Origin of the sequence: Streptomyces sp. NPDC002698 (assembly GCF_042888945.1) — a bacterium.
GTDB lineage: Bacteria > Actinomycetota > Actinomycetes > Streptomycetales > Streptomycetaceae > Streptomyces.
The window spans coordinates 181,272-204,248 of record NZ_JBIAQM010000010.1 but is presented as its reverse complement, the minus strand read 5'-3'; the positions used below and the strand labels follow the sequence as shown (position 1 = coordinate 204,248).

The following is a 22,977-nucleotide window of genomic DNA, read 5'->3' as shown; positions in this document are numbered from 1 at the left end:
CGGCGAGGACCCGCGGGGGGAGAGCCGTGGGGACGACCGGATGAGCGCACCCGCCCACTGGGCCCGCGCCGAGTGGGGGCTGCTGTACGCGACCGTGCGCCGGGCCCTGCGGGCGAGGGGGTGGCGGGCGGCCCCGATGACCCTCGGCGCGGTGTGCCTGACGGCCGTCCTCCAGGTCGTCCAGAACCAGTCCTGGGGCTACCGGCTGGTGCAGAACACGGGTGCCGTCCGGGCCGGGGACCCGCTGTGGCTCGCCCTGGTCCGCACCCCGCTCTCCCTGTTCGTACCGGCGCTGGATCTGCCCGTGTGGGGCGCGCTCGCACAGATCCTGGTCGTCTTCGGGATCGCCGAGATCTGTCTGGGCTGGTGGCGCACCCTTGTCGTCGCGTACGTCGCCACGCTGGCCGGGACGCTGTACGCCCGTGCCGGCATCGCGCTCGGCCCGCACCGTCCGCCGGGGCTGCCCGGGGCGGACGCGCTGGTCGTCGACACCGGCCCGTCGGCGGCCGTGGTGGGCCTCGCCGTGTTCCTGTGCTGGCGCTACCGGGCGTACGCGACGGCGGGGATCGTGATCGGGGCCATGGCGGCCGAGGTGATCGTCAAGGACAACCTGGCGGGCAAGGAACACCTGGCGGCGATCGCCGCGGTGCTGGTGGTGTGCTGCCTCTCCGCCGCGCGTCACCGCTGTTCGGGCAGGGAGCGGGCGGCGGCCGGGTCGGGTTTGCCGCCGATCCACTCCTGAACCCTGCGGGCGGGACCCGCCCAGCGGCGGTCGTGCCGGTAGGCGCGCAGCCGTGCCCGGGCCCGGGTGCGCGGCCGGTTCCGGTAGAAGCGCCTGGCCCACGGCGACGCGGGCTTGGCCAGCCTGATGGCGCCGACGAGGGCGACGAACGGAACGATCACCCCGAAGATCGCCGTGCGGGCCTTGCCCTTGCTCAGGGTGAGCAGCGCGAAGAAGAAGTTCAGGACGATGGTCACGATCGCACTGGCGCGGTTCTGCGCCTCCTGGTCGCTGAGGTCGTTGACGCCGAGCGGCGAGAAGCCGCTGAGCATCAGGCCGACGAGGGCGGCCGTGAGCACCACGACCTCGACGCTCTTGCGCCCGTCCTCGGTCCAGTAGACGTCGTCGAGGTGCAGGATCAGCGCGAACTCGTCGAGCACGAGGCCCGTTCCGACGCCGAACACCACGGCGCTCACGCAGGGCCAGAATCCGTACCGGCTGCCGGCGACGGCGCCGAAGCCGCCGATCACCGTGAGCACGACACCGGGAACCACGTGGTGGATGTGCAGATCACCGGCCTTGACGTTGCCGAAGGGGCCCTTGCCGGCCCGGATCATCCGCACGATGACGCGGGTGACCGCGAAGGTCACGACGAACGAGGCCAGCGCCAGGAACAGGGGGAGCTTCCCGGGCTCGACGATGTTCTGATGCCACCAATGACCCATATGCGAACTTTATCCACAGCCGCTGTATCCGCCCTCCGGACGCCCGGGTAGCCTGCGCCGATGTCCAAGACCGCCTCCGGCGCCTCGCTGCCCGACAGCCTCCGCTTCGCCTTCGGCACCCTCACCGTGCTCCCGGTGAAGGTGACCCGCTGGGACCGTGACGCGGCGCGCGGCGGCATGCTGTGCGCTCCCCTGGCCGGCCTGGTGGTCGGGGCGGGCGCGGCACTGTCCGGCGTGGCGCTGCTGGCCATGGGATCGGGCGCGCTGCTCGCGGCCGTGGCCACCGCCGCCGTACCGGCCGCGCTGACGCGGGGCCTGCACCTCGACGGTCTCGCCGACACCGCCGACGGCCTGGGCAGCGCGAAGCCCGCCGAGGACGCGCTGCGGATCATGAAGCGGTCGGACATCGGGCCGTTCGGCGTGATCACCCTCCTGTTCGTCCTGCTCGCCCAGGTGGCCGCACTCGCCCAGGCGTACGAGGTCTCGTGGGGCCGGGGTGTCCTCGCGGCCGTCGTCTCGGCGGCCGCGGCCCGCCTCGCCCTCACGCTCGCCGCCCGCACCGGGGTGCCCGCGGCCCGCCCCGGGGGTCTGGGCGCGGCGGTCGCCGGCACCGTGCCGGTGCGCGGCGCGCTGCTGGTGGCGGCGGCCGTGACCGGCGTGGCGGCGGGCGCCGGCGCGCTCGTGGGGACGTACGACCTCGTGCGCGCCGCGGTGGCGGTGGGCCTGTCGTGTCTGGCCGCCGAAGTGCTGCTGCGGCACTGCACCCGGCGCTTCGGCGGTGTCACCGGCGATGTGTTCGGCGGCCTGGCGGAGACGGCGGCGACGACCGCGCTCGTGGTGCTCTCGCTGGGCTGATCACCGCGGTCACGAGGCGGGGGCCAGGCCGTGGGGCAGGGTGCCCCAGGGATGGTCCCCCGTGCCGGGGACCGCGCAGTACAGCCCGGCCCCCCGTTCCCCGGCCCGCGCCGCCGTGTCGGCGTCGGCCGGTGCTCCGTGGACGAGATGGCACAGGCGCACGCCGGTGCCCGTCCACGGTGGCGGGGGCTTCCTGCGGTAGGTGGCCCAGGTGCCCTCGAAGGTGACGAGGACGTCGGCGATACGGGCGTAGGAGGGGTGCGGTGCCGTGCCGTGGTTGAGGACGAGGGTTCCGCCGCCCGGCCCCCGCACCGCCGTCGCCAGCCGCCGGTAGTAGCCGAACTCGGCCTCCGTGGCGGCCACCTGGTCGAGGAACACACCGTCGGTGCCGAACCAGTCGCGGTGCCGGGCCAGTTCGCGCCGGACGTCCCCGGGCGGCCTGCGCCCGTACGCCGTGTCGACGTACCCGAGGACCCGGACGTCCGCGGCGCGCAGCCGTCCGGCGACCGCCGCGAACTCCGGGTCCGGGCGGTCGCCGGGGCCGCTGGCGGGGTTGAGCACCACGCCGTAGAGCCGGGGCGCGGCGGCGACGAGTGTGTCCCACTCGGCCGGGCGGACGGCGGGGTGCTCGTAGTACGGGACGAGGAGGGTCTTCACCGGTGGGCCGTCACCTTTCCCAGCCGGGCGCAGACGAGCAGGGTCTGGGCGCCCGCCGCCGCGCCGTACACGATCAGGCCCACCCAGTGCGCGTCGCCCGTGTGCGTGACCAGTGCCGCGGTCTGGGCGAGCGCGGCGGCGCAGACGACGGCGGCGGTGCCGGTGACGGCGCCGAAGGACTGGAGCAGCAGCCCGGTCCACATGACCACCCCCAGCAGGAGCAGTCCGCCGAGCCTGACCCCGTCCGCGGCCGCGGGCGCGTGCGGCCACAGCGCGGAGACACCGAGGCCGAGCACGAGCAGGGAGGCCAGGTAGCCGGTCAGGCATCTCAGGAGCGTGCCGGCGGAGGCCCGCCGGAAGCTCCTCGCCGAGGTGCTGGAGCGCAGTCCGGCGAGGCTCCCGCTGCGGAACCGGAACAGCAGCCACTCGGCGGGGCCCATGCTGAGGGTCAGCGCGACCGCGGCCGGTGCGGCGACCGCCGTACGGGCTCCCGTCAGGACGTCTCCGAGCGCCGCGTACAGCACGAGGACACCGCTGCCGAGCCCGAAGAGGGCGTACGCGACGGTTCCGGCGTTCCGGCGCGCGGCGGACCGGCGGGCGCGCAGCCGCGCGGTGACCCTGCCGAGGCGGCCCGGAGCGGTTCCCGGCTTCCCCGCGGCCGGCCGGCCCGCGGAGGCCGCGCGCGGCTCACCGGCCCGCCCGGACGGCTCGGTGCCGCCCCGCAGACGGCCGTACGGCAGCAGCGCGATCAGTCCCGCGCCCCAGCTCCCCCCGCCCAGCTCGCGTACCGCGGGGGCCACTTCGAGGAGTCCGAGCAGGGCGACCGCCGCCAGGGAGCCCAGCAGCAGGGCCATGCGCGCCAGGTCGGGGACCGGGTGGAACACGGTGACGGCGGCGCCCGCCGTCATGGGGGCCAGGGCGGCGAGCAGCACGCGTTCCCTGCCCATGACCAGCAGAACGGTGGCCGCGCCCAGGTAGCCGGACTGCCCGGCGGCGAAGGCGACGGCGCCCCGGCCGGCCGATCCCGCCGCCGCGAAGGCCACCAGGGAGCCGAGCAGGACACCGGCCGGGGTGCCGACGAGCAGCGCGCGGCGGGCGGCCGAGCGGTCGCCGAGCCCCATCCAGGTGTACGCGCGGTGGGCGAGCCCCTGGTTCCAGGTCCAGCCGCACAGCGCCCCGGCGAGCATCGGAACGGTGCCGGCCGGGAGTCCGAACGCGCCCTTCGGTCCCGCGAGGAGGGGTCCGGCGAGGACGTAGCCGAGGCCGGGGAGGGCGAAGACGATGCCGCGCAGGAGGCAGCCGATCAGACCGGTCCGCCAGGGGTCGGGGGCCGGCTCCCCGGGCTCGGGATAACCGCGCTCGACCCGCTCGAACAACTCCTCGGCGAGGGCGAAGGAGTTGGTGACGCCGTACCGTTCGCGGATCTGGTCGTCCGAGAGGCCGTCGGATTCGAGGAGCGCGGCCACCTCGTCGGGATGGACGGCGGCGGTCACGAACTCCGCCAGTTCCGCGGCGAGTTCGTCGATCGGGTCGGGCTTCCCCCAGCTCGTCGAGCGGCGCTGGCTCGGCACCAGGGGACGGGTGGCCTCGTGCGCCCCGGGCTGGGTGCGCAGGGAGCCGCTCACCAGCCGGTCCCGTCCGTGGCGACGGCCTGGTACCAGGGGTCGCGCAGTTCGAGGGTCCAGTCGTCGACGGTCTCCACGGCGGGCTCGTACACCGCGGGCCGGCCCGCCAGTTCCTGGTAGACCGTCCTGAACGCGTCGACGGAACGGCGCAGCGTGAACCGGTCGATGACTCGCTGGCGGGACAACTCGCCGAGTTCCAGGCGCCGTTCCTCGTCCCGCAGCAGGGTGAGGGCGGCGGCGGCCATCTTCTCCGGTTCGCGGGGCGGGACGACGATCCCGGTGTCGCCGACCGCCTCCCGGACCCCGCCCACGTCCGTGGAGACCGTCGTACGGCCGCAGGACATGGCTTCGATGATCGAGAACGGGAAGCCCTCCGAGATGGAGGACAGCATGACGACGTGGCCGGCCGCGTAGGCGCGCCACACCTCGGTGATGCGCCCCTCGAAGGTCAGCCCGTCGGTGACGCCCAGTTCGGCGGCGAGCTTCTCCAGGCGGGTGCGGTACGCCTCCCCGCCGGGCGGCACGGGACCGAAGAGCCGCAGCCGGGTCTCGGGCAGTTCGGCGCGCACCATGGCGTACGCGCGAAGGAGGGTCTCCAGGTCCTTGATGGGGTCGACCCGGCCGCACCAGGTGAGGGTGGGCACGGCGGGTTCGGGTCCCGCGTGCGGGAAGGCGTGCGGGTCGACGCCGTTGTAGACCGTGCGGATCCGGTCCCCGTCGGCGCCGCCGCGCTCCTCCCAGCGGCGGTTGTACTGGTTGCAGGGGGTGATGAGGTCGGCGGCGCGGTAGCCGAGGGAGTTCAGCTCGCGGTAGAAGCCGAGCATGAACGCCTTGACGGGCCAGCGCTGTCCGGCGCCGCGGTAGCCGAGGTAGCGCTCGCGCAGATAGATGCCGTGCTCGGTGAGCAGGAACGGGACCCCGTCCAGGTGGTGCGCGACCAGGGCGGGCAGCGTGGCGAGGCCGCTGCTGACCGCGTGGGCGACGGAGTCCTCGGGGATCCGGACGCCGAGCGGGCGCAGCGCGTGTTCCAGCAGGTCCGTCGCGGTGAGCGCGTCGTGCACGGTGGGCCGGGCGGCGGCCGTCGGCAGATGCGGCATGGTCCAGATCCACATCAGCGAGCGCAGCGCCGCTTCGCCGCGCAGGGCGGCCGAGAGGCGTCCGTCGCGGGCGAGCGCGGCCAGTTCGTACAGGGCGTCGCCGAAGTCCTCGGGCGAGTCGGGGTCGAGGAAGGAGAGCAGGAAGCGTTCGTAGATCTCGGCGAAGCGGCGCTGGGCGCGGCCCAGTGGCGGGCGGGCGCGGCCGGGGCGCGGTCCCCAGGTCGGTACGCGGGTGTGCCGGTAGACGTTGGGCGGCAGTTCCCAGGTCACGGGTTCGCGGCCGCTGCCGGTGAGCGAGACGATGTGGAAGTCGACCTCCGGCATGCCCTTGACCAACTGGTCGCACCAGGTGCTGACCCCGCCGTGGACATGTGGGTAGGTGCCTTCGGTGAGCATGGTGACATGACGGCCTGTGCGCATCATGTGTGGTTCCCCCCTGGGACTGTTTCTTCGGAGAGCCCCCCGGCTCCCCGTCGCACGGCTCACGAGCGCACCCCGGCCGGTCGGGCCGGGGTGCGCGTCGCGAGCCGCGATGCCGCCGCGCTTACGCGGGCAGGTTCAGCTTGACCGCGGACTGAAGGAGCTCCGGCTTGGTCCAGTCGTTGCGCGCTCCCGCGTACGCCGTCCCGAACGGGGTGGTACCGACCAGGAGTTGCTTGGTCGTCCCCTCGGGCGCGGTCACCGGGATCTGCGTCCCGGACGGGGCCGTGACGGTGACCTGGTTGCCGATGCGGTAGGCCGTGACCCTGCCGCTCGCCAGGGCGGTCTGCCAGTCGGTGCGGCGCTGGAGTTCCGTGCCGATCGCGCTCTGGCGGGGGTTCTGCAGCGGGGTGTTGTCCGCGTAGATCGCCTTGTAGTCGGCGAGCACCTTGTCCAGGACCGGGTAGAGGATGCGCCCCTCGGCCAGGTTGGACTGGTGGACGTAGTGCGGACGCGGGTCGTTGCCGATGGCGTGCCCGAGCGCGGTGCGCGCCTCGGCCGGGACGATGTAGTCGGCGTAGCCGGTGGCCGTGTTCAGCGGGGCCGGCAGGCAGGTGGACGTCGCGTTGTTCTCGCACACCCCGCTGCCGCCGGCGGCCTTCGAGGTGTAGATGTAGTTGTACTCGTCGGCCATCTCCTCGGGCGTGCCGGTGTTGTAGTAGATGTTCATCGGGTAGCGGGGGACGGTCAGCACGCCGTTGCCGACCGAACGCTGCTCGGGCTCACGGGAGTTGTCGGACCCGGTCCACTTGACGCCGTTGTCGGACATGGCGCGCGCGAGGTTCGGGTTGTCGACGGGCTGCTGGGGCAGCGTCTTGAGGCCCGAGTGCTCGCCGGTCACCAGTTCGGTGCGGTCGATGGAGAGGCCGTGGGAGGACGCCCAGTTGTTGTTCTGCGAGATCTGCGCGGAGATCTCGGCCCGGCTCATGTACTTCGTCGATCCGTCGGCGTTCTTCGAGCAGGTCCAGGGCACGGTCGTGGTGTCCTGGACGCAGCCGAGGAACGGGTGCGTGTAGGTGTGGTTCATCCAGCGGAACTTGGCCTTGTCGGCGAGCAGCCGCGTGGTGAGGGCGTCGGTGCCGCCGTTCTCGGCCTTCCACTCCTCGCCCGCGCCCGCGTTGAAGACCATGTCGAGCGTGAACCCGTGGTCGGCCTCCCACTGGGCGGCGTAGGCGGCGTCGGCCGCGGTCATCCGGATCGGCGTCGTGGTGTCCTCGCCGTTGCCGCCCGCGCAGTCGATGTCGCCCGGGGTGCAGTTGCGCTGGGAGTCCCAGCGGGCGTCGGGCGCGAAGACGTCGTCGACGTGGACGGCGAAGTAGTTCCTGGCCTGTCCGAGGTGCACTCCCTGGGTGAGCCATTCGACGATTCCGCGCGCCAGGACCTTGAACTGCTTCTGGTACTGGTTGTACGCGAAGGTCACCACGAGCTCGCGGCGCCCGTCGTGCTCGTACTGCCCGAGCAGCGAACCGCCGCTGGGCGCGTTCAGGTAGCTGGTGAACCCCTCCCTCGGGTGGGCCGCGTAGCCGTAGGTCTCCTGCACGGCCGGGTCGTTGTCCTCGAAGGTCAGCGGTCCGTCGAGGTAGCGGAACGGGCCGGCCGTACCGGCCGTGGTGATCTGGGTGGTCCGGCCGTCCAGCACGCCGGACCAGCCGCCGTTCTGGTCGGTGTAGTCGAGACCGACCTCGGGGTGGGCCCAGGTGTAGGCGTCGACCTGCGGGATGCCGAACGTCTTCTCGTACGACTCCAGTGCGGTCTGTTCGGCCGAACCCGCGCCGAACGGAGCCTCGTTCGGCAGGACGACGCCCTGGTACTTGGCGCGCGGGACGCCGTTCACGGTGTCGCTCAGGAACGTCGCGTTGATGGTCGGGCGGTTCGTGTCGCCCAGGTTGACCGTGGTGTACGGGACACCGGAGTTCTTGAGCTCCGCGGTGATGGCTCCGACCTGGCCCGCGCCGTTGTCCACGACCAGGACCTTGAGGTCGATCCGCGGCGTGACCGCCGCGGACGCGCCGGGCGCCCCCATGCCCAGCGCGAGGAGTCCGGCGGTCCCCAGGACGGCAGCCGTCCCTCTCCACCGTTGCAGACTCTGTGCCATATGTAGCTTTCTCCCCCTCGAGCATCCCCCACGGGTGGAAACCATGGGGAATCTGTGGAAATCGTGCAAAGCAGTGGGCGGCGTGCCCACTGAACACGATGAGTGTGTCTCAGCTCACCTGGAGTGAGGGGCGGGAATACGACACGGCGCCACCTGTGGGTGAACGTCCGCAGGAATGAGCGAAACCCGACCCCGAGCGTAGGCTCGTCCCGGGTACTCGCCCGCCCCGCCAGGGGCCCCGGCAAGGACCGCCCCCGAGGACGGATCTAGGGTCAGCCGTCGGGCCCGGTCGACCCACCCCTTCTCGGCCACACAGAACTTTCAATGGAAGCGGAGATCTCACCACCGTGACTGCTCTCACTCTCAGCACCGCCGCAGCGTCCGGTCTGCGGGCCGACGCGATCGTCGTCGGTGTCGCGAAGGGCCCCAAGGGCCCGGTCGTCGCACCGGGCGCCGAGGCCGTGGACAACGCCTACGACGGCGGGCTCGCCGGGATCCTCGAGACCCTCGGGGCCTCGGGATCCGAGGGCGAGGTGACCAAGCTGCCCGCGCCGTCCGGCTTCAAGGCCCCCGTCGTGGTGGCCGTCGGCCTGGGAGCCGTCCCCGAGGACGAGGCCGGCTACGACGCCGAGGCGCTGCGCCGCGCGGCCGGTGTCGCCGCCCGCGCGCTCGCCGGCGCCAAGAAGGCCGTGTTCGCGCTGCCGGTCTCGGACGCCGCCGACGCCGGTGCCGTCGCCGAGGGCGCCCGCCTGGGCGCGTACGGCTTCGACGCCTACAAGGAGACGGGCCGCAACGAGGCCGCCAAGGGCCGCAAGGGTCCGCTCGGCGAGGTGACCGTCCTCGGCGGCAAGCCCCGCGACGCCGCGTTCAAGGCCGCCCTCGCGCGCGCCACCGCCGTGACCGAGGAGCTCAACCGCGCCCGCGACCTCGTCAACACCCCGCCGAACGACCTCAACCCGGAGTCCTTCGCCGCCGTCGCCACCGCGGCCGGCAAGGAGCACGGCATCAAGGTGCAGGTGTTCGACGAGAAGGCCCTGGCCAAGGGCGGCTTCGGCGGCATCCTCGGCGTCGGCGCCGGAGCGGTCGCCGGTCCCCGCCTGGTGAAGCTGTCGTACACCTCCTCGAAGGCCGAGAAGCACCTCGCCTTCGTCGGCAAGGGCATCACCTACGACTCGGGCGGCATCTCGCTCAAGCCCGCCGGGCACAACGAGACGATGAAGTGCGACATGGCCGGCGCCGCCGCGGTCTTCGCCGCCGTGGTCACCGCCGCGCGCCTCGGCCTGGAGGTCAACGTCACCGGCTGGCTCGCGCTCGCCGAGAACATGCCGTCCGGCTCCGCCACCCGTCCGGGTGACGTGCTGCGCATGTACAGCGGCAAGACCGTCGAGGTCCTGAACACCGACGCCGAGGGCCGGCTGGTCCTGGCGGACGCGCTGTGGAAGGCGTCCGAGGAGAAGCCGGACGCGATCGTCGACGTGGCGACGCTGACCGGCGCGATGGTGCTGGCGCTCGGCAACCGCACCTTCGGCGTGATGGCCAACAACGACGCGTTCCGTGCCGCGATCGTCGAGGCCGCCGACGAGGTCGGCGAGGAGTCCTGGCCGATGCCGCTGCCCGAGCACCTGCGCAAGGGCATGGACTCCCCCACCGCCGACATCGCCAACATGGGCGAGCGCATGGGCGGCGGCCTGGTCGCCGGCCTGTTCCTGCAGGAGTTCGTCGGCGAGGGCATCACCTGGGCGCACCTGGACATCGCGGGCCCCGCGTTCAACGAGGCCGGTCCCTTCGGCTACACCCCCAAGGGCGGCACCGGTTCCGCGGTCCGCACCCTGGTCCGTCTCGCCGAGCTCACCGCGGCCGGCGACCTGGGCTGAGCCCTCGTACGACACGGCACACGGCCCCGGGCGTCCGCGCGCCCGGGGCCGCTCGTGTGGCCGAACGAAGGTTTCGCCCACGACGAAATCCGCGGGTTCACCCTGCTCCGCACCCCGTCGACGTGATGGATCAGACGCCGCACACACCGGCCCGGCGTCTCGCTCGCCCTCGACAAGTGCAAAGATGGGTTCTCGGCAGGACAGGGCCCCCACCACAGGGCCGTGGAAAGAGCGGCCGGACACCAGCCGACCGACCGGTCAACCACCCGTAAGGGACAAAGGTGCCCGGCGTAACGGCGCACATGCATGGAGGACGTGACGTGGCGAACGACGCCAGCACCGTTTTCGACCTAGTGATCCTCGGCGGCGGTAGCGGCGGTTACGCCGCGGCGCTGCGCGGAGCGCAGCTGGGCCTGGACGTCGCCCTGATCGAGAAGGACAAGGTCGGCGGTACCTGCCTGCACCGGGGGTGCATCCCCACCAAGGCCCTGCTCCACGCGGGCGAGATCGCCGACCAGGCCCGCGAGAGCGCGCAGTTCGGCGTCAAGGCCACCTTCGAGGGCATCGACGTACCCGCCGTCCACAAGTACAAGGACGGCGTCATCTCCGGCCTGTACAAGGGTCTCCAGGGTCTCATCGCGTCCCGCAAGGTGACGTACATCGAGGGTGAGGGCCGTCTGTCCTCCCCGACCTCCGTCGACGTGAACGGGCAGCGCGTCCAGGGCCGCCACGTGCTCCTCGCGACCGGCTCCGTGCCGAAGTCGCTGCCGGGCCTGGAGATCGACGGCAACCGCATCATCTCCTCGGACCACGCGCTCGTCCTGGACCGCGTGCCGCAGTCCGCGATCATCCTGGGCGGCGGCGTCATCGGCGTCGAGTTCGCCTCGGCGTGGAAGTCCTTCGGTGCCGAGGTGACCGTCATCGAGGGCCTCAAGCACCTCGTCCCGGTCGAGGACGAGAACTCCTCCAAGCTCCTCGAGCGCGCGTTCCGCAAGCGGGGCATCAAGTTCAACCTGGGCACCTTCTTCTCGAAGGCCGAGTACACCGAGAGCGGTGTCAAGGTCACCCTCGCCGACGGCAAGGAGTTCGAGGCCGAGGTCCTGCTCGTCGCCGTCGGCCGCGGCCCGGTCTCGGCCGGTCTCGGCTACGAGGAGCAGGGCGTCGCGATGGACCGCGGCTACGTCCTGGTCGACGAGTACATGCGGACGAACGTCCCCACCATCTCCGCCGTCGGCGACCTCGTCCCGACGCTCCAGCTCGCCCACGTCGGCTTCGCCGAGGGCATGCTGGTCGCGGAGCGGCTGGCCGGTCTGAAGACCGTCCCGATCGACTACGACGGCGTGCCGCGCGTGACGTACTGCCACCCCGAGGTCGCCTCCGTCGGCATCACCGAGGCCAAGGCCAAGGAGATCTACGGCGCGGACAAGGTCGTCGCCCTGAAGTACAGCCTCGCGGGCAACGGCAAGAGCAAGATCCTCAACACCTCGGGCGAGATCAAGCTCGTCCAGGTGAAGGACGGTGCCGTGGTCGGCGTCCACATGGTCGGCGACCGTATGGGCGAGCAGGTCGGCGAGGCCCAGCTGATCTACAACTGGGAAGCGCTGCCCGCCGAGGTCGCCCAGCTCATCCACGCCCACCCGACGCAGAACGAGGCGCTCGGCGAGGCCCACCTCGCGCTCGCGGGCAAGCCGCTGCACGCGCACGACTGACCGGCCCGGCCGGGGGGATCCCCCGGCCACCGGCCGTCCCAGTCACCGCGTCGAGCAGGGCTCGACGACGACCACAGACTTCCGCACTTCCCCGAGCTCTCGATCCCGGTCGGGCAGGGGAGACCCCAATAAGGAGCAACAGAAACCATGCCGGTTTCCGTAACCCTTCCGGCACTCGGTGAGAGCGTCACCGAGGGCACTGTCACCCGCTGGCTGAAGGCCGAGGGCGAGCGCGTCGAGGCCGACGAGCCGCTGCTGGAGGTGTCGACGGACAAGGTCGACACCGAGATCCCCTCCCCCGCCGCCGGCATCCTGGCGTCCATCAAGGTCGCCGAGGACGAGACCGTCGAGGTCGGCGCCGAGCTGGCCGTCATCGACGACGGCACGGGCGCGCCCGCCGCCGCCCCGGCTCCCGCCGCCGAGGCTCCGGCCCCGGCCGCCCCCGCCCCGGTCGCCGAGGCCCCCGCGGCCCCGGCCGCCGCCGCTCCCGCCGCTCCGGCCGGTGGCGCCTCCGGTACCGACGTCGTGCTGCCCGCGCTGGGCGAGTCGGTCACCGAGGGCACCGTCACCCGCTGGCTGAAGCAGGTCGGCGAGGAGGTCGCGGAGGACGAGCCCCTGCTCGAGGTCTCCACGGACAAGGTCGACACCGAGATCCCCGCGCCGGTCGCCGGCGTACTGCTGGAGATCGTCGTCGGCGAGGACGAGACCGCGGAGGTCGGCGCGAAGCTGGCCGTCATCGGCGCTCCGGGCGCGGCTCCGGCCGCTGCCGCGCCGGCCGCCCCCGCTGCCCCCGCCGCTGCTCCGGCCGCCCCCGTCGCCCCGGCTCCGGCCCCGGCCGCCCCGGCTCCGGCCGCCCCGGCTCCGGCCGCCGCCGCCCCGGCTCCGGTCCAGCCGGCCGCGCCCGCCGCCCCTGCCCCGGCCCCCGCGCCGGTGGCCGCGCCCGCCCCCGTCACCCCTGCTCCGGCGCCCGCCGCGACCACCGGTGACGACGGCGCGTACGTGACCCCGCTGGTGCGCAAGCTCGCCGCCGAGAACGGCGTCGACCTGGCCGCCGTCAAGGGCACCGGCGTCGGCGGCCGCATCCGCAAGCAGGACGTCGTCGCCGCCGCCGAGGCCGCGAAGGCCGCCGCCAAGGCTCAGGCTCCGGCCGCCGCCCCGGCCGCCGCCGCCAAGAAGGCCCCGGTCCTGGAGGTCTCCCCGCTGCGCGGCCAGACCGTCAAGATGACCCGCATCCGCAAGGTCATCGGCGACAACATGGTGAAGGCCCTGCACGAGCAGGCGCAGCTGTCCTCGGTCGTCGAGGTCGACATCACCAAGCTGATGAGGCTCCGCGCGCAGGCGAAGGACTCCTTCGCGGCCCGCGAGGGCGTCAAGCTCTCCCCGATGCCGTTCTTCGTGAAGGCGGCGGCCCAGGCGCTGAAGGCCCACCCGGTCATCAACGCCCGGATCAACGAGGCCGAGGGCACGATCACCTACTTCGACGCCGAGAACATCGGTATCGCGGTGGACTCGGAGAAGGGCCTGATGACCCCGGTCATCAAGGGCGCGGGCGACCTCAACATCGCCGGCATCTCGAAGGCCACCGCCGACCTGGCGGGCAAGGTCCGCGCGAACAAGATCACCCCGGACGAGCTGTCCGGCGCGACCTTCACCATCTCCAACACCGGCTCGCGCGGCGCGCTCTTCGACACGATCATCGTGCCGCCGAACCAGGTCGCGATCCTGGGCATCGGCGCCACGGTCAAGCGTCCGGCCGTCATCGAGACGGAAGAGGGCACCGTCATCGGTGTCCGCGACATGACCTACCTGACGCTCTCCTACGACCACCGTCTGGTGGACGGCGCCGACGCCGCCCGCTACCTGACCGCGGTCAAGGCGATCCTGGAAGCGGGCGAGTTCGAGGTCGAGCTCGGCCTGTAACCCGTACCGCTCGCACGCGGCACACCGACGCGGCACCCCCGTCCGGACTTCCGGGCGGGGGTGCCGTGTTTCCGGCGGGGACTTCCGGGGCGGCGGTGCCGTGTTCCCCCGCCCTCCGCCCCCTGTCTGCGGGCGGAGGTGCGGGTTCCCCCGCCCCGGATCTCCGGACGGAGGTGCAGTGTTTCCCCGGGGCCGGGTTCCCGCGGCCGCCGTTCTTCCGCCGGGGCCCGCGTCCGGCGATCACATCGACGGTACGAATCCGGACTTCACCCGGTACGAGCCCCTACGGACGGGAACACTCCGACAGCGTGTAAGCCTCGTCTCACCTGCGGGAAAGCGCCGCCATGCGCCCCTCACCGATCGAGCCACGGCCTTATTGTCTAAAGGTCAAACGCCCTCGGGGTCCCGCCACCCCTGTCAAAGGAGCCTTCATGACCGCGCCCGTCGTCCACTCGCTGCGCGAACAGATCCGCGAGCACATCGTGGAGGGGATCGTCAGCGGGCGCTGGAAGCCGGGCGAGCGGATCGTGGAGCGGCGGATCGCCACCGAGCTGGAGGTCAGCCAGACCCCGGTGCGCGAGGCGCTGCGCGAGCTGGAGTCACTGCGGCTGATCGAGTCGGCGCCGAACAAGGGCGTGCGGGTACGGAACCTGACGGCCGCCGACCTGGAGGAGAGCTACCCCGTACGAGCCGGCCTGGAGGCCATCGCGGCGGAGCTGGCGGCCGGAAGGCTGGCGGAGGACTGCTCGGCCCTCGAACCCCACGTGACGGCGCTGTACGAGGCCGACCGGCTGGCCGACGGGACCGGCCAGGTGCGGCACACCGTGGGGTTCCACCGCGAGCTGGTCCGGGCGGCCGGGAACTCCGTGCTCCTGCACACCTGGGAGGGCCTGGGCATCGAGGTCTTCACGGCCCTGTCCATCCGCTGGCTCGGGACCGTGCAGCAGTCGTACGCGGAGGAGCACGAGGCTCTCGTGGACGCCTTCCGGCGGCGCGATCCGCTGATCGCCGAGCTCGTGAAGGCCCACGTCCTCGGCTGCGCCCCGCGCCCCTGAGGGACGCGCCGACGGCATCGGCGCAGGGGAGCACACCCGCGCTCAACCGTGCTCCCACCTGCGAGAACCGTCGATTTTCAAGGCACCCCGTGCCTGCCTCCAAGGCACCCCGTGCCGACTTTCCGATCTGAAGAGGATTTCCCCCGGAATCCTTTGATCGATCATCGATCAGGGGGTTACAGTCCTCGACGGGCTCCCACAAGAGCCCGTCGCCCTGTCCTGCCACAGACCAAGGGCACCCCCCGAAAACCCCTTGCCGATGAGGGAACCCCCCTCCGCATCCGGAAGGCGGCGCAATGACCGACCCCACCGCAATCCAGCCGAGCGAGCTCGACCAGCTCCCGGACCGCGACCCCGAGGAGACCGCCGAATGGCGGGCCTCCCTGGACGCCGTCACCCAGGCGGCCGGGCCGCACCGTGCCGCGTACCTGATGCGCCGCACGCTGGAGCGCGCCGAGGGCAACGGTCTCGCGCTGCCCAAGCTGCTCGAGACCGACTACGTCAACACCATCCCCACCGCCGCCGAGCCCGTCGTGGACGGCGACGAGGCGATGGAAGCCAGGATCACCGCGTGGAACCGCTGGAACGCGGCCGCGATGGTGACCCGGGGCGCGAAGCACGGCGTCGGCGGCCACATCGCCACCTTCGCCTCCGCGGCCTGGCTCTACGAGACCGGCTTCAACCACTTCTTCAAGGGCAAGGAGGGTGACGGGTCCGGCGACCAGCTCTACATCCAGGGCCACGCCTCGCCCGGCATCTACGCCCGCGCCTTCCTCGACGGACGCCTGAACGAGCACCACCTGGACAACTTCCGCCAGGAGGCGGGCGGCAACGGTCTCCCGTCGTACCCGCACCCGCGCCGGCTGCCCTGGCTGTGGGAGTTCCCGACCGTCTCCATGGGCCTCGGCCCGCTGTCGGCGATCTACCAGGCCCGCTTCAACCGCTACCTCACCAACCGCGCCATCAAGGACGTCTCCGCGTCCCACGTGTGGGCCTTCCTCGGTGACGGCGAGATGGACGAGCCGGAGTCGACGGCGGCACTCGCGCTCGCCGCCCGCGAGGGTCTGGACAACCTGACCTTCGTCATCAACTGCAACCTGCAGCGCCTCGACGGCCCGGTCCGCGCGAACTTCAAGATCGTGCAGGAGCTGGAGGCGCAGTTCCGCGGCGCCGGCTGGAACGTCGTGAAGTCGCTGTGGGGCTCGGCCTGGGACGAGCTGTTCCAGCTCGACACCACGGGCGCGCTCGTCCGCCGTCTGCGCCAGGTGCCCGACGCCCAGGTGCAGACGTACCAGACCCGCGACGCCGCCTACATCCGCCAGGACTTCTTCGGCGCCGACCCGGCGCTCGCCGAGATGGCGAGGCTGCTGAGCGACGACAAGATCCTCGAGTGCTTCCACCTCTCCCGCGGTGGCCACGAGTCGCGCAAGGTGTACGCGGCCTACCGCGCCGCCCTCGCCCACAAGGGCGCGCCGACGGTGATCCTGGCCCAGACCGTCAAGGGCCACACCCTCGGTCCGGGCTTCGCGTCGAAGAACGCCAACCACCAGATGAAGAAGCTGTCCACGGACGAGTTCAAGCAGATGCGTGATCTGCTCGAACTGCCCATCTCCGACAGCCAGTTCGTCGACGGCGTGGTGCCCTACGGCCACCCGGGCGCCGACTCCCCCGAGGTCCGTTACCTCCAGGAGCGCCGCGCGGCCCTCGGCGGCCCGGCCCCGGCCCGCCGTACGCACGCGCTGGCCCCGCTGCCGGCCCCCGCCGACAAGACGTTCGCGTCCTTCGACAAGGGCTCCGGCACGCAGAACCTGGCGACGACGATGGCGTTCGTCCGCCTCGTCAAGGACCTGGTCCGCGACAAGGAGACCGGCAGGCGCTGGGTGCCGATCGTCCCGGACGAGGCCCGCACCTTCGGTATGGAGTCGCTCTTCCCGTCGCTGGGCATCTACTCGCCCAAGGGCCAGACGTACGAGCCGGTCGACCGCGACCAGCTGATGTACTACAAGGAGGCCAAGGACGGCCAGATCCTCAACGAGGGGATCACCGAGGCCGGCTCCATGGCGGACTTCATCGCCGCGTCCACCGCGTACTCCACGCACGGCGAGGCGATGATCCCCTTCTACATCTTCTACTCGATGTTCGGCTGGCAGCGCACCGCCGACCAGATGTGGCAGCTCGGCGACCAGCTCGGCCGCGGCTTCCTGGTCGGCGCCACCGCCGGTCGTACGACCCTGACGGGCGAGGGCCTGCAGCACGCCGACGGCCACTCCCCCGTCATCGCGGCGACCAACCCGGCCGCGCTGTCCTACGACCCGGCGTTCGCGTACGAGATCGCGGCGATCGTCAAGGACGGTCTGCGCCGGATGTACGGCGAGGCCGCCCCGGGCGAGGACCCGGACGTCTTCTACTACCTGACCGTCTACAACGAGCCGATGCCGCAGCCCGCCAAGCCGGCCGGCCTCGGTGTCGACGAGGGCATCCTCAAGGGCCTGTACCGCTTCAACACGGCGGAGTCGGCGGGCCTGAACGTGGCCGCGGCGAACGCCCCGCGCATCCAGCTCCTGGGTTCCGGCACGGCGATCCACTGGACCCTGGAGGCCCAGAAGCTGCTCGCCGAGGAGTGGGGCGTGGCCGCCGACGTGTGGTCCGCGACCTCCTGGACCGAGCTGCGCCGTGACGCGCTGGAGGCCGACGCGGCCCTGCTGCGCGGTGAGGAGCGGGTGCCGTTCGTCCGCCAGGCGCTCCAGGGCGCCGAGGGCCCGGTGCTCGCGGTCTCCGACTACATGCGCCAGGTCCCGGACCAGATCGCGCAGTGGGTCGAGCAGGACTGGTCCTCGCTCGGTGCCGACGGGTTCGGTCTCTCGGACACGCGTGCGGCGGCCCGCCGTCACTTCGGCGTGGACGCCCAGTCGATCGTCGTCGCCGCCCTGGCGCAGCTCGCCCGCCGCGGCGAGGTCAAGGCATCGGCGGTGAAGGAGGCCCGGGAGCGCTACGGCCTGTAGTCCCCGGGGGCCGGACACGGAGAAGGGTACGGCGGTCGCCGTACCCTTCCCGCTTTCCCGGTTCCCTCCGGCGGGCCCCGCGGGGCGGGCGCCCGTCCTGTCGTTGTCGGTGGTGCCCGGCATCATGAGGACATGCGTGCCGCTCGTCTGATCAAGATGGTGCTGCTGCTCCAGACCCGCGCGTCGATGACCGCCGCCGAGCTGGCGCGGGAGCTGGAGGTGTCCGAGCGCACGGTCGCCCGGGACGCGCAGGCACTGTCCGAGGCGGGGATCCCGGTCTACGCGGACCGGGGCCGGGCCGGCGGCTACCGCCTGGTCGGCGGGTACCGCACGCGGCTGACGGGACTCGCGCGGAGCGAGGCGGAGGCGCTGTTCCTGAGCGGGGTGCCGGGGGCGCTGCGCGACATGGGCCTTCAGGACACGGCGTCGGCGGCCCGGCTGAAGGTGTCGGCGGCACTGACGCCCTCCGCGCAAGGCGCCTCGCGATCGGCGGCGCAGCGCTTCCACCTGGACGCGCCCGCCTGGTTCAGCGAGCCGCGGACGCCCGGGCTGCTGCCCGCGCTCGCGGACGCGGTGTGGGACGACCGCCCGGTCCTCGCGCGCTACCGGCGCCGCGGGTCGGAGGCGGAGCGGACCCTCGAACCGTACGGGCTCGTCCTGAAGGCGGGGCTCTGGTACCTGTGCGCGCGGGTGCCGGACGCGGAGGCCTTCCGGGTGTACAGGATCGACCGGTTCACCGCCGTCGCCCCCGGCGCGGAGCGGTTCCGGCGGGACGAGGGCTTCGATCTGCCGGCGTTCTGGGAGGAGCGGGCCGAGGAGTTCGCCCGGTCCGTCCTGCGGTCCGAGGCCGTCGTACGGCTGTCCCCGGAGGGCGTACGACTGCTCCCGTACGCCCTCGATCCCACGTCGGCGAAGGAGGGACTCGCCGTCTCCGGCGCCCCGGACGGGCGGGGCTGGGTGACCCTCACCCTGCCGGTCGAGTCCGAGGAGGTCGCCCGTGTACAACTGCGGGGCCTCGGGCCCGAGGTGGAGGTGCTCGCTCCGGAGTCCCTGCGGAAGCGCTGCGCCGAGGACGCGGCCGCGGCTGCGGCGCTCTACCGGTGACGCGGGCCGATCGGCGGTGCCGCGCCGGTGGCCGCGGGCCCGGGGGGCGGCCTGGGGAACGTTTGTCTCCGACCGCTTGAAATCCGTATGAACCCGGTGGTTTTACCTTCGGCATGTGCATGCATAACAATCTGCGCCGCTCCACGTGCGTCCCTCCCGCCCAGGCCCGATGCTGGACCCGTGATGGACGAGACGGAGTTCTGGCAGCTGGTGGACACGACCCGCGAGACTGCCGAGGGAGATCCCGAGGAACAGGCGGATCTGCTCGTCGAGCGGCTCGTCCAGCTGGACCCGGACTCCGTCCTGGACTTCTCCCGGCACTTCGAGTCCCGCTACAACCGCGCGTACCGCTGGGATCTGTGGGGCGCGGCCTGGGTGCTGCTCGACGGGGCCAGCGACGACGCCTTCGACTTCTTCCGGTGCTGGCTGATCGGCCAGGGCCGGGAGGTCTTCGAGGGGGCGATGCACGACCCCGACACGCTCGCCGAGCTCCTGGACGACTTCGACGAGGAGATCGACGGCGACGGCGAGGAGCTGGGGTACGCGGCCGACGAGGCCTACGAGCAGCTGACCGGTGCCGTCGCCCCCTCCCTCGGCATCCCGGCCGCCCCCGCCGAGCCCGAGGGCACCCCGCTCGAGTTCGAGAACGAGTCCGTCATCGCGGGGCGCTACCCCAAGCTGTGGGAGCGTTTCAGGGAGGACTGACGGGCACACCGGCCAGCCGGGGTGTCAGGGCGTGCCCGTGCGGCTCCGGGGTACGGCCGACAGGCGCGTCCGGTCCGCGGGGATGTACGCCGGCGGACCGTCGGCTCGCGCCGTGTGGTGCCGCGGGGCCGCGTTGGCCCGGTCCAGCGCGGACGCCGTCACCGCGGCCGGGCCCAGGACGACCGTGGCCACGGCGCACACCACCGCCCACGGCCCCCAGGCCGCCGCCGTCCGGGCACCGGACGGCTCCACGGCCCGTACGTCCTGTCCGCCCCCGGTGCGCCCCGCGTGCGCCCCGCTCCCCGTCCGACTGATCCTCATGATCCCCGCCTCCGGTCAGCGCGTACGACGCCGTGCGGCGCCGTACGTGGACGGTAGGGCGCCCGGCTCCGGGGACTCTGTGAGCCGCCGGGGGTGTTCCTGTGACCGGTGGCGCCGGGCGCTCAGCGGCCCTGGACGCGGGCCGCCAGGTCACGGATCTCGGGGAGGCGGGCGCTGAGGGCGGCGCCCGGGCAGCTCGTCATGAAGGCCGCGTCGTGCCCGGAGACGGTGGCGAGCACGGCGGCGGTGCCCGCGGCGTAACGGCTGAGGCTGTTGCTGGAGACGAGGCGGACCGTGCCCCGGGGGTCCACGCCACTGAGTCCGAGCTTCCAGGCCACGAGACGGGCGATCGCGTCGGTCATCGCCTTCGGCACCGGTGATCCCGCCGTGAAGGTGCCGATCGCGGCGATCCCGGCGGAGCGGTGGTTGAAGCCCTGGGTGTGCGCTCCGGTGACGGGCCGGTCGACCCCGCCCGCGCGGCCCTCGTAGATCGTGCCGCAGCGGTCGACGAGGAAGTTGTAGCCGATGTCGTCCCAGTCCTTGGCGCCCGTCTGGCCCGCGTACACGTCACGGATGATGCGGGGCACGTCGGCGCAGTCGTAGTCGCTCGGCGAGTCGGTGTGGTGGATGAAGACCGCCACGACGCGGTCGTCGTAGCGGGGCGGCGGCTGCTCGCGGGTGCTCACGGCGTCCAGCCACGCCGTCCGCGGCACGACGGGCGGCCTGGCGACAGGGCGGGGAACGGTGATCCGGGCCGCGACCGGGGGCGGGGCGGTGCCGCGGGCCGCCGAGCGGTCCACCCCGGCCGCGCACATCACCAGCGCCAGGACGGCGAGCAGGCCCGGCACGCACCCGAGGGCGACGAGGACCGGTTTCGGCAGCCCCACCGGCGCACGCCGGCGCACACCGGGTGGCACAGGCGCCCGGGGGGCTCGGTCCGCTCCGCGGGTGAGCCTCTCGGACGTCCGGGGCCACGGACGTCCGTGGCGCCCGTGCCGGGACGCTCGCTGCCCGCTCCGTATTCGAGGTCCCCGCGGCTTCCGGAAGACACGCATGGAGCCACCCTGACCCGGATCCTCACGGGCCGCGATGTGTGGTGTGCCACCTGGTGGAACCATCGAGCGTGTCCGGGACGTTTCTACGGGTCCACGGGTGTGTGGCCGTTTCCGCGGGCACCGAACGCGCGTGGCTGATCACTGGGCCCGCCCGACGCGTACTAAGGGGCCCTAGAGAAAGGCGGCTCCGTGGACGTTCTCGACCTCCTGCTGATGCTGGTCATCCTGCTCTACGCGGCGTCCGGATACCGGCGCGGCCTGGTGGCCGGCTGTGTCTCCCTGGCCGGCTTCGTGGGCGGCGCCGTCATCGGCGTATGGGTGCTGCCGTGGATGATGGAGCTGGTCACGGCGGGGACACCGGAGGCGACGGTCACGGCGGTCCTCACGGTGCTGGTGCCCGCCGTGGTGGGCCACGAGCTGGCCGGGCGGCTGGCGCTGAAGCTGCGCCGCGAGCTGGACCAGGGGCCGCTGCGGGTGGCCGACGGGATCGGCGGGGCCGCGGCGAACACCCTGGCCGTGCTGCTGGTGGCCTGGGTGGCGGCGAGCGTCCTGGGCGCGTCCTCCTCGACGGTGGTGACGCAGTCGATCCGCAACTCGGCGCTGCTGGGCGCCGTGCAGAACACGATGCCGGAGACCACGCCGACCTGGTTCTCGCGCGCGACCTCGGCACTCACGGAGGCGGGCTTCCCGCAGGTCTTCAACCCGTTCGAGAACGAACCGGCGGCCGGTGTCGCCAAGCCCTCCGGGGACAGCGTCACGCCGTCCGCGACGAACGCCGCCAAGCGGAGCACCGTGAAGGTCGAGGGCGTCTCGGGCAACCAGGGCCGGGAGGGCAGCGGCTTCGTCTACGCCCCGCACCGTGTGATGACCAACGCGCACGTGGTGGCGGGCATCGACCGGCCGACCGTGCGGGTGGGCGGGGTCGGCCGCTCGTACCAGGCGCGGGTGGTGCTCTTCGATCCGCAGAAGGACGTCGCCGTCCTGTACGTGCCGGCCCTCCGGGCCCCGGTCCTCCACTTCGACGGGGTCGCCTCGCGCGGGGACTCCGCCGTGGTGGCGGGCTACCCGCAGGACGGCGGCCTCGACCTCCAGGCGGCCACCGTCGCGGGCCGCATCAACGCGACGGGCCAGAACATCTACAACTCGGGCACGGTCACCCGCGAGATCTACTCGATCCGCTCGACCGTCCGGCCCGGCAACTCCGGCGGTCCGCTCCTGACCACCGACGGCGAGGTGTACGGCGTGGTCTTCGCCCGTTCGACCTCGGACGACGAGACCGGCTACGTCCTGACGGCGCACGAGGTCGCGAGCGACGCCAGGAAGGCCGCACACGCCACCGCGCGGGTGGACACGGGCGACCTCGTCAGCTCCTGAGCGAGCGCCTCACGGAGCACGGTCCCGACGGGGAGAGCCGGTCAGAGCGGGCGTCCCATCAGGACGTCGTCCACATAGGCGCCGTCCAGCAGGAACTCCCCGGGCAGGATCCCCTCGACGACGAACCCCTCGGACTCGTAGAGAGCGCGCGCCGGGGTGTTGTGGCCGAGCACGCGCAGGGTGATGCGCCGGGCGCCCTGGCGGCGGGCCTCGTCGCGCGCCGCCCGCAGCAGCGCCCGGCCCACCCCGGCGCCGCGGGCCTCGTCGGCGACGGCCAGTCCGAGGATCTGCCGGACGTGCGCGTTGCAGGCCAGCGGGGTCGGGAAGCCCAGCCGGATGTACCCCACGAGACGGCCGTCGAGCTCGGCGACGACATGGTCCCGGGGACCGAACCGCTCGCTGTAGAAGGGCTCGTACGGCGGCCGCGGGCGCGGCATGACCGCGTGCAGCGTGGACCAGGTGTCGCGGTCGATCCGGCCGAGCGCGTCCTCGTCGTCCAGGGTGGCGTGGCGTATCCGCGGAGCAGCTGACATACCGTCACTGTACGGCCGCCGCGCTGCGGTCCTTCCGTGAAGTCCCGGGCCGCGCGGGCAGGATGGACCC

At 72.7% G+C, this 22,977-nt stretch carries 18 protein-coding genes; 10 read left to right on the top strand and 8 right to left on the bottom strand.

The features are described 5' to 3' along the window. The first annotated feature begins 40 nt into the window (after nucleotides 1–40). Nucleotides 41–742 carry a hypothetical protein gene (locus ACFYW9_RS17215; protein WP_328668664.1) on the top strand — a complete coding sequence of 234 codons (702 nt, stop codon included), beginning with the start codon at nucleotides 41–43 and terminating at the stop codon, nucleotides 740–742. Here ACFYW9_RS17215 and ACFYW9_RS17210 read toward each other — a convergent pair. Then, nucleotides 679–1,446, bottom strand: coding sequence for a hypothetical protein (locus ACFYW9_RS17210; RefSeq protein WP_351865167.1), 768 nt, complete (start codon nucleotides 1,444–1,446; stop codon nucleotides 679–681). The genes ACFYW9_RS17215 and ACFYW9_RS17210 overlap by 64 nt on opposite strands. Before the next feature lie 60 nt (nucleotides 1,447–1,506). Here ACFYW9_RS17210 and ACFYW9_RS17205 point away from each other — a divergent pair, with 60 nt between their 5' ends. Next, entirely contained in the window at nucleotides 1,507–2,301 is a 795-nt protein-coding gene (locus ACFYW9_RS17205; protein WP_389150516.1) for an adenosylcobinamide-GDP ribazoletransferase, read from the top strand. A 9-nt stretch (nucleotides 2,302–2,310) separates the two neighbouring features. Here the strand turns inward: ACFYW9_RS17205 and ACFYW9_RS17200 are convergent, their stop codons facing one another. From ACFYW9_RS17200 to ACFYW9_RS17185, 4 genes are all read right to left on the bottom strand, one after another. After that, complete coding sequence (locus ACFYW9_RS17200; RefSeq protein ID WP_389150513.1) at nucleotides 2,311–2,958, bottom strand: spherulation-specific family 4 protein; 648 nt, start codon at nucleotides 2,956–2,958, stop codon at nucleotides 2,311–2,313. Further along, entirely contained in the window at nucleotides 2,955–4,583 is a 1,629-nt protein-coding gene (locus tag ACFYW9_RS17195; RefSeq protein WP_389150510.1) for a hypothetical protein, read from the bottom strand. The genes ACFYW9_RS17200 and ACFYW9_RS17195 overlap by 4 nt, the downstream gene beginning before the upstream one ends. Further along, nucleotides 4,580–6,103: a GT4 family glycosyltransferase PelF gene (pelF, locus tag ACFYW9_RS17190; RefSeq protein ID WP_389150507.1), complete on the bottom strand. Its 1,524-nt coding sequence runs from the start codon at nucleotides 6,101–6,103 to the stop codon at nucleotides 4,580–4,582. The genes ACFYW9_RS17195 and pelF overlap by 4 nt, the downstream gene beginning before the upstream one ends. Before the next feature lie 121 nt (nucleotides 6,104–6,224). Continuing rightward, the gene (locus tag ACFYW9_RS17185; RefSeq protein WP_389150504.1) at nucleotides 6,225–8,255 is read right to left on the bottom strand and encodes a hypothetical protein; all 2,031 of its coding nucleotides are present in this window, start codon (nucleotides 8,253–8,255) and stop codon (nucleotides 6,225–6,227) included. A gap of 347 nt (nucleotides 8,256–8,602) precedes the next feature. Between ACFYW9_RS17185 and ACFYW9_RS17180 the strand changes: the two genes are divergently transcribed. The 7 genes from ACFYW9_RS17180 to ACFYW9_RS17150 all read left to right on the top strand — a co-directional run bounded on the left by ACFYW9_RS17180 (nucleotide 8,603) and on the right by ACFYW9_RS17150 (nucleotide 19,624). Then, nucleotides 8,603–10,129, top strand: coding sequence for a leucyl aminopeptidase (locus ACFYW9_RS17180; RefSeq protein ID WP_389150501.1), 1,527 nt, complete (start codon nucleotides 8,603–8,605; stop codon nucleotides 10,127–10,129). 320 nt (nucleotides 10,130–10,449) lie between these two features. Then, nucleotides 10,450–11,838: a dihydrolipoyl dehydrogenase gene (gene lpdA / locus ACFYW9_RS17175; protein ID WP_351865149.1), complete on the top strand. Its 1,389-nt coding sequence runs from the start codon at nucleotides 10,450–10,452 to the stop codon at nucleotides 11,836–11,838. A 147-nt stretch (nucleotides 11,839–11,985) separates the two neighbouring features. Beyond that, nucleotides 11,986–13,758 carry a 2-oxoglutarate dehydrogenase, E2 component, dihydrolipoamide succinyltransferase gene (gene sucB / locus ACFYW9_RS17170; RefSeq protein ID WP_389150496.1) on the top strand — a complete coding sequence of 591 codons (1,773 nt, stop codon included), beginning with the start codon at nucleotides 11,986–11,988 and terminating at the stop codon, nucleotides 13,756–13,758. Nucleotides 13,759–14,189: 431 nt separating this feature from the next. Continuing rightward, complete coding sequence (locus ACFYW9_RS17165) at nucleotides 14,190–14,813, top strand: GntR family transcriptional regulator (RefSeq protein WP_328453254.1); 624 nt, start codon at nucleotides 14,190–14,192, stop codon at nucleotides 14,811–14,813. A gap of 296 nt (nucleotides 14,814–15,109) precedes the next feature. Then, nucleotides 15,110–17,815, top strand: coding sequence for a pyruvate dehydrogenase (acetyl-transferring), homodimeric type (gene aceE / locus ACFYW9_RS17160; protein ID WP_389150491.1), 2,706 nt, complete (start codon nucleotides 15,110–15,112; stop codon nucleotides 17,813–17,815). Nucleotides 17,816–17,947: 132 nt separating this feature from the next. Continuing rightward, complete coding sequence (locus ACFYW9_RS17155) at nucleotides 17,948–18,919, top strand: helix-turn-helix transcriptional regulator (protein WP_389150488.1); 972 nt, start codon at nucleotides 17,948–17,950, stop codon at nucleotides 18,917–18,919. Nucleotides 18,920–19,102: 183 nt separating this feature from the next. After that, nucleotides 19,103–19,624, top strand: a complete 522-nt coding sequence (locus ACFYW9_RS17150) for a DUF4240 domain-containing protein (protein WP_351865206.1) — start codon at nucleotides 19,103–19,105, stop codon at nucleotides 19,622–19,624. A gap of 24 nt (nucleotides 19,625–19,648) precedes the next feature. Here ACFYW9_RS17150 and ACFYW9_RS17145 read toward each other — a convergent pair whose 3' ends face one another. Continuing rightward, nucleotides 19,649–19,945, bottom strand: a complete 297-nt coding sequence (locus ACFYW9_RS17145) for a hypothetical protein (protein ID WP_389150485.1) — start codon at nucleotides 19,943–19,945, stop codon at nucleotides 19,649–19,651. Between the two features lie 122 nt (nucleotides 19,946–20,067). Then, nucleotides 20,068–20,832, bottom strand: a complete 765-nt coding sequence (locus ACFYW9_RS17140; RefSeq protein ID WP_389150482.1) for a peptidoglycan recognition protein — start codon at nucleotides 20,830–20,832, stop codon at nucleotides 20,068–20,070. Between the two features lie 357 nt (nucleotides 20,833–21,189). Here ACFYW9_RS17140 and ACFYW9_RS17135 point away from each other — a divergent pair, with 357 nt between their 5' ends. Next, nucleotides 21,190–22,374 (top strand): MarP family serine protease, encoded by a 1,185-nt coding sequence (locus ACFYW9_RS17135; RefSeq protein WP_389150478.1) that lies wholly within the window; start codon nucleotides 21,190–21,192, stop codon nucleotides 22,372–22,374. Nucleotides 22,375–22,415: 41 nt separating this feature from the next. On the opposite strand, the gene ACFYW9_RS17130 is transcribed toward ACFYW9_RS17135, so the two are convergent. Beyond that, complete coding sequence (locus ACFYW9_RS17130) at nucleotides 22,416–22,907, bottom strand: GNAT family N-acetyltransferase (protein ID WP_389150474.1); 492 nt, start codon at nucleotides 22,905–22,907, stop codon at nucleotides 22,416–22,418. Nucleotides 22,908–22,977: the final 70 nt, after the last annotated feature.

Bases quoted from the DNA above. Each gene is read 5' to 3' on its own strand.
- ACFYW9_RS17215 (WP_328668664.1), top strand. From the start codon at position 41: ATGAGCGCACCCGCCCACTGGGCCCGCGCCGAGTGGGGGCTGCTGTAC.
- ACFYW9_RS17210 (WP_351865167.1), bottom strand. From the start codon at position 1,446: ATGGGTCATTGGTGGCATCAGAACATCGTCGAGCCCGGGAAGCTCCCC.
- ACFYW9_RS17205 (WP_389150516.1), top strand. From the start codon at position 1,507: ATGTCCAAGACCGCCTCCGGCGCCTCGCTGCCCGACAGCCTCCGCTTC.
- pelF (WP_389150507.1), bottom strand. From the start codon at position 6,103: ATGATGCGCACAGGCCGTCATGTCACCATGCTCACCGAAGGCACCTAC.
- ACFYW9_RS17185 (WP_389150504.1), bottom strand. From the start codon at position 8,255: ATGGCACAGAGTCTGCAACGGTGGAGAGGGACGGCTGCCGTCCTGGGG.
- sucB (WP_389150496.1), top strand. From the start codon at position 11,986: ATGCCGGTTTCCGTAACCCTTCCGGCACTCGGTGAGAGCGTCACCGAG.
- ACFYW9_RS17165 (WP_328453254.1), top strand. From the start codon at position 14,190: ATGACCGCGCCCGTCGTCCACTCGCTGCGCGAACAGATCCGCGAGCAC.
- aceE (WP_389150491.1), top strand. From the start codon at position 15,110: ATGACCGACCCCACCGCAATCCAGCCGAGCGAGCTCGACCAGCTCCCG.
- ACFYW9_RS17155 (WP_389150488.1), top strand. From the start codon at position 17,948: ATGCGTGCCGCTCGTCTGATCAAGATGGTGCTGCTGCTCCAGACCCGC.
- ACFYW9_RS17150 (WP_351865206.1), top strand. From the start codon at position 19,103: ATGGACGAGACGGAGTTCTGGCAGCTGGTGGACACGACCCGCGAGACT.
- ACFYW9_RS17145 (WP_389150485.1), bottom strand. From the start codon at position 19,945: ATGAGGATCAGTCGGACGGGGAGCGGGGCGCACGCGGGGCGCACCGGG.
- ACFYW9_RS17130 (WP_389150474.1), bottom strand. From the start codon at position 22,907: ATGTCAGCTGCTCCGCGGATACGCCACGCCACCCTGGACGACGAGGAC.